The sequence below is a fragment of the Streptomyces sp. NPDC004788 genome (assembly GCF_053601115.1).
The window spans coordinates 1-7869 of record NZ_JBSGBF010000166.1; the positions used below are offsets into that span (position 1 = coordinate 1).

Annotated in this window: 6 protein-coding genes; 2 read left to right on the forward strand and 4 right to left on the reverse strand. The window is 74.4% G+C overall.

Features of this window, described 5'->3' with window-relative positions; translation table 11 throughout:
• Positions 1–394 precede the first annotated feature (394 nt).
• The 4 genes from ACWEJX_RS36730 to ACWEJX_RS36745 all read right to left on the reverse strand — a co-directional run bounded on the left by ACWEJX_RS36730 (position 395) and on the right by ACWEJX_RS36745 (position 5941).
• A complete protein-coding gene (locus ACWEJX_RS36730) occupies positions 395–2743 on the reverse strand; it encodes a transglutaminaseTgpA domain-containing protein (RefSeq protein ID WP_451611749.1) in 2349 nt (782 codons plus the stop codon).
• Positions 2740–4134 carry a DUF58 domain-containing protein gene (locus tag ACWEJX_RS36735; protein WP_451611750.1) on the reverse strand — a complete coding sequence of 465 codons (1395 nt, stop codon included), beginning with the start codon at positions 4132–4134 and terminating at the stop codon, positions 2740–2742. The genes ACWEJX_RS36730 and ACWEJX_RS36735 overlap by 4 nt, the downstream gene beginning before the upstream one ends.
• A complete protein-coding gene (locus tag ACWEJX_RS36740; RefSeq protein WP_451611751.1) occupies positions 4134–5162 on the reverse strand; it encodes an AAA family ATPase in 1029 nt (342 codons plus the stop codon). The genes ACWEJX_RS36735 and ACWEJX_RS36740 overlap by 1 nt, the downstream gene beginning before the upstream one ends.
• Positions 5163–5392: 230 nt before the next feature.
• Positions 5393–5941 carry a beta-class carbonic anhydrase gene (locus ACWEJX_RS36745; protein ID WP_451611752.1) on the reverse strand — a complete coding sequence of 183 codons (549 nt, stop codon included), beginning with the start codon at positions 5939–5941 and terminating at the stop codon, positions 5393–5395.
• 327 nt (positions 5942–6268) lie between these two features.
• Here ACWEJX_RS36745 and rsmH point away from each other — a divergent pair, with 327 nt between their 5' ends.
• A complete protein-coding gene (gene rsmH, locus ACWEJX_RS36750; protein WP_451611753.1) occupies positions 6269–7228 on the forward strand; it encodes a 16S rRNA (cytosine(1402)-N(4))-methyltransferase RsmH in 960 nt (319 codons plus the stop codon).
• A 47-nt stretch (positions 7229–7275) separates the two neighbouring features.
• On the forward strand, positions 7276–7767 hold the full coding sequence (locus ACWEJX_RS36755; protein WP_451611754.1) for an FtsB family cell division protein: 492 nt from the start codon (positions 7276–7278) through the stop codon (positions 7765–7767).
• Positions 7768–7869 lie beyond the last annotated feature (102 nt).

Consider the following 7869-nt stretch of genomic DNA (forward strand, 5'->3'; position numbering starts at 1 on the left):
AAGGTGCGGGCCCACTCATGTTGTGGCCGATGCCCCCGTCCCCGTGCGGGCTGCTCCTCCGTTGTGGGCCGCCACGCCCACTGCGCCGCCCACCCCCCGTGTGGGCAATCGTCCCGCAGGGCGGGACGGGTGGGCACACGGGACGGCGCGCTTGGCGGCGCCTCCGCCCCTTGTGCCTGGACCCGCACCACGACCGCGTCGCCGTCGTGCCGGGCGTCAACGCGCGAGGAGCCTAGGCCCGGCACGGGGCGTCGTTCCGTTGTGCCCACCCGTTCCGCCCCAGCGGAACGAATGCCCACAACGGGGGCGGGGGCGGCGTGCCCGCGCCTGGGGCGCCGCCGCGCTGCGACGGTCAGGTGTCCGCGGGGTGCGCCCCGCCTGGGGCGCTGCCGGCCTACGACGGGCGTCGTACCAGCGTTCTCACGCGCAGCGACCACGCGTCCGCGACCCGCGTCCACCAGTCCCGCGTCGCCCAGACCACCCGTGCGCCCGACCTCGGCAGCAGGACCGCTCGGAGGCGGGTGCGGCGGGAGGCCGCGGTGTGGAGGGCGCGGCGGACGGTGGCCGCCTCGGGGGAGAGGGCGGGGCCGATCCGGGGGCGGGGGGCGTAGAGGGTTTCCTCCACCGCACGGGCCACGCGGTGGAGGGCGTCGGCCGCGTCGGCGGGGAGTTCGCCCAGGGTGACGATGCGCGCCGCGGTCCTGCGCGGGGTGCGGGAGTCGTCCGGGGCGATCCCGTAGTCCCAGGCGGTGTCGTTGATCTCGCGCCAGACGGCGAGGACGTCGCCCGGGGGGCCGAGCCGGCGGGCCCGGATGCGGGTGCGCCACAGGAGCGGCAGCAGCAGGAGGCCCAGGACCAGGAGCACGCCCAGGGCGACCAGGAGCAGCCGCGCCCAGGGGAAGCCGTCGTCGTCCGAGAGCGCTCCTCCCGCCGCCTTGTCCGGGCCGCACTCGCCGAGCCGCCTGGACTGCGGCGGGCAGCTCTCCTGGGCGCTGGGCGCCGCGGAGGGCTGGGCGGTCTGGCCGGCCGAGGGCTGGGCGGACGGGGTGGCCGCGCCGCCGGAGGAGTGCTCACGGGTGTACTCGGGGATCGAACCGCGCGACGGCGTCGGCTCGAAGCGCGTCCAGCCGGCCCCCTCGAAGTACAGCTCGGGCCAGGCGTGCGCGTCCCGGATGCCGACCGAGACCGAGCCGTCGCTCTGCGGGGTGCCCGGCATGAAGCCGACGGCGACCCGGGCCGGGATGCCCAAGGAGCGGGCCATCGCCGCCATCGAGAAGGAGAAGTGGACGCAGAAGCCCTCCTTGTCCTTCAGGAAGCGGGAGATCGCCTCGACACCGGTGCCGGACTTGACGTCCACGTCGTAGCGGAAGCCGCCGTCCCGGGCGAACCAGTCCTGCAGCCGCACCGCCCGCTCGTAGTCGTTGCGCGCCCCGCGGGTGACCTTCTCGGCCGTGGCGCGCACGTCCGCCGGCAGCGAGGCCGGGACCCGGGTGTACTCGCGGCGCAGCGCGTCCGGCGCGGCCGGGGCCGTCGCCAGCTGCTCGGCCGAGGGCCGCACGTCCAGGCTGGTCACGGTGTACCGGGCGCCCTTGGTGTTCTGCCCGTTGTCGCCGACGAGCATCCGGCCGGCCGGCTCGTACCGCCAGCCGCCGCTGATGGAGACCCGCGCCGCCGGATACGGCATGGGCAGCCACTTCTGCTCGTACGCCGTGGAGGCGACCAGGTTGGTGGTGACCTCCGAGACGGAGACCTGCTGGGAGAGGCCGTCGGGCCAGGGCAGGTTCTCCGGCACGTCCTGGATCGGGCGGACCGAGGACTTCCAGGCGGTGCCGTCGAACTGGTCGAGGGCGACGAGTCGCAGATAGAGGCCGCTGGTGTCCACGGCGTTGGTGCGGTAGCGCAGGACCTCGCGGTTCTCGGGCTGGCGCAGGTTGTTCTGGAGCGAGACCAGCGGGTTCACCGCCGAGATCGTGCCGCCCTTGCCCTTGCCGGAGCCCTCGCCCTCGCCGCCGCCGAGGAAGCCGCCGCTGAGTCCGGGCAGCGCGAACGGCACCACGAGCGCGACGCCCAGGGCGACCGCGCCGATCCGCCGCCCGGTGCGGACCGGCGCGAACGCCGGCCCGCCCTTGCCGGAGCCCTCGCCCCGGCCGCCGCCGAAGACCCGGCCCCACTGGGAGAGCCGGTCCCGGCCCTCGGCCAGGAGCAGCAGCAGATAGCCGGCCGCGGCGAGCAGGAAGAGCAGTCCGCCCGCGCCGCCGCCGGAGAGTCCCGCCGCCACCGAGTACAGGGCGAGCAGCGGCAGTCCCGCCGGGGCCGCGCTGCGGAAGGTCACCGCGAGCGTGTCCACGAGCAGGCCGATCACCGCGACGCCGGTGACCAGGAGCAGCCGGATGCCGGCCGTGTTCGGCGCCGGGATCGCGTACGTGCCGACGTCGTTCACGCCGGCCTGGAAGAGGGTCCCGAAGGAGGCGAGGACGTCGGGGCCCGGCACGATGCCGAGGACCGCCTGCTCGTGGGCGAAGGCCACGGTGAGCGCGAGCAGGGTGACGAGCGCCTGGGCGGCGATCGTCAGCGGCCGCGCCAGCGGCACCCGCCGGGTCAGCAGGCCGACGGCACTCTGCAGGCCGACCACGACGACCGCCGTGAGGATCCAGTCCGCCGGCTTCACCAGCGGCAGCAGCGCGGCGGACGCGGCCAGCGTCGCGCCGGAGGCCGCAAGCGTCAGCCGCCCGCGCCCGCTCATGACCAGCCTCCGTACGTCTCGCCCGCGGGCGCCTGGGCCGAGGCCCCGCCGGCGAGCTGCCACAGTTCGGCGAGCCGGGCGCCGGGCGCCACGGCGAACGCCTGCCAGCCGGCCTCCCGCAGCCGGCGCACCCGGTCCTCGACCGCGCCGGCGACGGCGCCGCCGGTCAGCCAGGTCCCGGAGTCGAGCACGAACGCCACGGCGGTGCCGTGCCGCTGCCGCATCCGGGCGGTGAGCGCGGCCTGCTCCTCGTCGAGGTCGCCGAGGAAGGCCACGAGCAGCCCCTCGTGACCGCCGCGCAGCACGTCGTACGCCCGGGAGAACCCGGCGCCGTCGGAGTGGTCGACGACCGCGAGGGTGTCCAGGAGCAGCCCGCCGGCCTCGGCGCCGCCTTCGACGGAGCGCCCGCCGCCGGCGAAGCCCTCGGCGCCCTCGCCGGGCACCGTGCTGCCGGTGTCGGTGAGCAGCCGCACCGAGAAGCCGCGCTCCAGCATGTGCGTGAGCACGGAGGCGGCGCCGGAGACGGCCCATTCGAAGGCCGAGTCGGGTCCGCCGCCCTCGTAGGCCACGCCCCGGGTGTCGAGCAGCACCGTGCAGCGGGCGCGCTGCGGCTGCTCCTCGCGGCGCACCATCAGCTCGCCGTAGCGGGCGGTGGAGCGCCAGTGGACCCGGCGCAGGTCGTCGCCGTGCCGGTAGGCGCGCGGAATGATGTCGTCGTCCCCGGCGAGCGCGAGGGCCCGGTGCTGTCCGTCGCCGTATCCGGAGGACTCGCCGCCGAGCTTGACCGGCGGCAGCGGTTCGGTGCGGGGGATGACGGTGAGGTTGTCCTGGGTGCTGAAGGAGCGGGTCAGCTCGCACATCCCGAAAGGGTCGCTGAGCCGCAGCTGGAGCGGGCCGAGCGGGAAGCGGCCGCGCAGGTCGGAGCGGACCCGGTAGGACACCTCGCGGCGGCCGCCCGCCTCGACCCGGTCGAGCACGAAGCGGGGCCGCGGGCCCAGCATGTACGGCACGTGGTCCTGGAGCATGAGCAGGCCGGTGGGCACCCGTGACACGTTGTCCACGCGCAGGTGCACGCGGGCCTCGGTGCCGGTCTCGACCCGCTGCGGGGCGAGCCGGCGGCTGCCCGCCACCCGGTAGCGGGTGCGGTGCAGCACGACGACGCAGAGCAGCGGGAGCACGGCGAGCAGCAGTCCGACGCGCAGCAGGTCGGACTGGCCGAGTACGTAGGCACAGGCGGCGGCGGCGATCCCGGCGGCCAGGAAGGACCGGCCGCGGGTGGTGAGCCCGGCCAGGGCGGCCCGCAGGCCGCCCCGGTCGCCGTCCTCCCGCTGCCCCTCGCCGCCCTGGGGCGGATACCCCTGCGGGGCCTGCGGAGCGGCGGCGGTGTCCATCACAGCCGCCGGGCGCCGGGCTGGTGCTGGCCGTAGAGCGGTCCGGCGTGCGGCGCGGGCGGCGCGGCGGCCGGGACGGGGGTGCGCTGGAGAATGTCGAGCACGACCTGCTCGGCCGTGCGGCGGCTGAGCTGCGCCTGCGCGGTGGGCAGCAGACGGTGGGCGAGCACCGGGGCGGCGAGCGCCTGGAGGTCGTCGGGCAGCACGTACTCCCGGCCGCTGAGCGCGGCGGACGCCTTCGCCGCCCGCAGCAGGTGCAGCGTGGCGCGCGGGGAGGCGCCGAGCCGCAGCTCGGGGTGGGTGCGGGTGGCGGCGACCAGGTCCACCGCGTACCGCCGGACGGCGTCGGCGACGTGCACCGCGCGCACGGCCTCGACCAGCTTGAGCACGTCATGGGCGTGCGCCACCGGCTGGAGGTCGTCGAGCGGGGAGACGGCGCCGTGCACGTCGAGCATCTTCAGCTCGGCCTCGGGGCTCGGGTAGCCCATGGAGACCTTGGCCATGAAGCGGTCGCGCTGGGCCTCGGGCAGCGGGTAGGTGCCCTCCATCTCCACCGGGTTCTGGGTGGCGACCACCATGAAGGGACTGGGCAGCTCGTACGTCTGGCCGTCGACCGTGACCTGGCGCTCCTCCATGGACTCCAGGAGCGCGGACTGGGTCTTGGGGGAGGCCCGGTTGATCTCGTCGCCGATGACGATCTGGGCGAAGATCGCGCCCGGCTTGAACTCGAACTCGTGCCGCTGCTGGTCGAAGATCGACACACCGGTGACGTCCGACGGCAGCAGGTCGGGCGTGAACTGGATGCGGCGGACCGAGCAGTCGATGGACCGGGCCAGCGTCTTGGCCAGCATGGTCTTGCCCACGCCGGGGACGTCCTCGATCAGGAGGTGTCCCTCGGCGAGCAGTACGGTCAGCGCGAGACGTACGACCTCGGGCTTGCCCTCGATCACACCCTCCACCGACCGGCGGATCCGCTCCGCTGTGGTGGTCAGATCAGCGAGGCTCGCTCGATCGTCATAGGTCGTCACCCGGCCCTCCTCGGCCCTTTCGCAGCACAGACACCTGCCCCCGGCGCGGTGGCCGGGGGGTGTCACCCGTGCATTCTTGTTGCCGCGAGCGGGTCGTGTCACTCGCCCCCGGCCCACCTGTGGATAACTGCGGGCGAATTGCCGGGGTTTGAGGGCTTGTGCCGGTGCGAACCGTCTGCTCGGCTCCGTCAGTTCGGGCCGGTCGGCTTACGTCCGCCCGGGCCGGTCCGCTACGCCTGCTCGACCGGGTCGATCTCGCGCAGCAGACCCGACGTCACGTCGAAGACGAAGCCGCGGACGTCGGAGATGTCCAGCAGGAACGGGGACGTGCGCACCCGCTGCATGGACTGGCGGACGTCCTGGTCGACGTCGCGGAACGCCTCCACGGCCCAGGCCGGACGCTGGCCGACCTCGTCCTCCAGCTCGTGCCGGAAGTCCTCGGTGAGCGACTCGAGGCCGCAGTTGGTGTGGTGCACCAGCATCACGCTGCGGGTGCCGAGCGCCCGCTGGCTGATGGTGAGCGAGCGGATCACGTCGTCGGTGACCACACCGCCCGCGTTGCGGATGGTGTGGCAGTCGCCGAGCTCCAGGCCGAGCGCGGCGTGCAGGTCGAGACGGGCGTCCATGCAGGCGACCACGGCCACCCGGCGCACGGGCCGGGCGTCCATTCCGGGGTCGGCGAAGTCGGCGGCGTAACGCGCATTGGCCTGGACGAAGCGGTCGATGACCGAGTCCTCGGTGTGTATCGCGTCGGCAGTGGGGTGCGCAGAGGTCGACATGTCTCCGAAGGTAATGGTCACGGCGCGGACAGGCATGCTGTGAGAGTGGACAAAGACAGTCATAGAACCTTGTTGTGAGCGAACCCACAGGGAGTGGGAAACGGGGCCGTCCGGGTGAATCCCGCGAAACGATCGTCCCTCCCCGCCGCAGCCCGCGACGCGCCAGCCGGTTGGTTGACCGGGGGGTCCGGTGGACTAAAGTGGCGCGAAGTTCACGGAGACATCGAGCGATTTCCGCCGTTTCTCCCCGTAAATGCGGCGGTACCTACGGCTCGGCCCCTTCCGCTCGCCGGTGGTACCTGTCTCCGCCGGATCTGAGAGGGCGCTTTGAGCAACGACCGACATGTCCCGGTGATGCTCCAGCGGTGCCTGGACATGTTGGCCCCCGCCCTGGAACGCCCCGGCGCCGTCGTCGTCGACTGCACCCTCGGCCTCGGCGGGCACAGCGAGGCGCTGCTCCAGCGGTTCCCGGAGGCGCGGCTCGTCGCGCTCGACCGCGACAAGGAGGCGCTGCGCCTCTCCGGCGAGCGGCTCGCCCCGTACGGGGAGCGCGCCACCCTCGTGCACGCCGTCTACGACGAGCTGCCCGAGGTCCTTGACCGGCTCGGCATCCCGCGCGTCGACGGCGTCCTCTTCGACCTGGGCGTCTCCTCCATGCAGCTGGACGAGGCCGACCGCGGCTTCGCCTACGCCCAGGACGCCCCGCTCGACATGCGCATGGACCAGACGACCGGCATGAGCGCGGCCGAGGTCCTCAACACCTACCCGGCCGGCGAGCTGGTCCGCATCCTGCGCGCCTACGGCGAGGAGAAGCAGGCCAAGCGGATCGTCTCGGCGATCGTGCGCGAGCGCGAGAAGGAGCCCTTCACCAACAGCGCCCGACTGGTCGAACTGATCCGCGACGCGCTGCCGCAGGCCGCCAAGCGCACCGGCGGCAACCCGGCCAAGCGCACCTTCCAGGCGCTGCGGATCGAGGTCAACGGCGAGCTGTCGGTCCTGGAGCGGGCGATCCCGGCGGCCGTGAAGGCGCTCGCCGTGGGCGGGCGGATCGCCGTCCTCTCGTACCACTCCCTGGAGGACCGGCTGGTCAAGCAGGTCTTCGCGGCGGGCGCCGCGACCACCGCGCCGCCCGGCCTCCCCGTCGTACCCGAGCAGTACCAGCCCCGCCTGAAGCTCCTCACCCGCGGCGCCGAGCTCCCCACCGAGCAGGAGATCGCCGAGAACCGCCGCGCGGCCCCCGCTCGTCTCAGGGGTGCGGAGCGGATCAGGGAGGACGTGGAGCAGTGAGCCAGAAGGGGCCTTTGAAGGGGCGGGCCGCAAGGCTCGGCAGGCTCATGCCGTCCGGGCCGAGCACCGCCGCCCGCACCCCCTTCGTCCTGCTCGTCGTGCTGCTGCTCGGCGGCGGTCTGATCACGCTCCTGATGCTCAACTCCGCCCTCAACCAGGGCTCGTTCAAGCTCAGCGAGCTGAAGAAGAAGACCACCGAGCTCACCGACGAGGAACAGGCCCTGCAGCGGGACGTCGACGACAGCTCCGCCCCCGACGCCCTGGAGCGGCGCGCCCGCGAGCTGGGCATGGTGCCCGGCGGCAGCCCCGTCTTCCTGGACCCCGACGGCCGGGTGCGGGGCGTGCCCACGGTGGCCGCCTCCCCGAAGCCCTCGCCGCGGCCGACCCCGCCGCCCGCCCCGCCCGCGACACAGGCCCCGGCCACGGGGGCGACCGGCACGCCGAAGCCGCCCGCGACCGGCACCCGGACCGGCACTCCGACCGGGACCCAGGCCGTCCCCGCCGGCACCCCGACCGCCCCGACGACCTCCGGCAGGTGACCCGTGCCCTTCCAGGAGCCTCCGCGCCGCCGTGTCCCCGGCCCCGCGCGGCCCGCACAGCCGCGCCGGCCGGACCGCCGCCCCGCCCAGCGGTCCGCCCCG

Excerpts from the sequence above, each read along its gene's own strand:
- ACWEJX_RS36730 (WP_451611749.1), bottom strand. The coding sequence starts at position 2,743 with ATGAGCGGGCGCGGGCGGCTGACGCTTGCGGCCTCCGGCGCGACGCTG.
- ACWEJX_RS36735 (WP_451611750.1), bottom strand. The coding sequence starts at position 4,134 with ATGGACACCGCCGCCGCTCCGCAGGCCCCGCAGGGGTATCCGCCCCAG.
- ACWEJX_RS36745 (WP_451611752.1), bottom strand. The coding sequence starts at position 5,941 with ATGTCGACCTCTGCGCACCCCACTGCCGACGCGATACACACCGAGGAC.
- ACWEJX_RS36755 (WP_451611754.1), top strand. The coding sequence starts at position 7,276 with ATGCCGTCCGGGCCGAGCACCGCCGCCCGCACCCCCTTCGTCCTGCTC.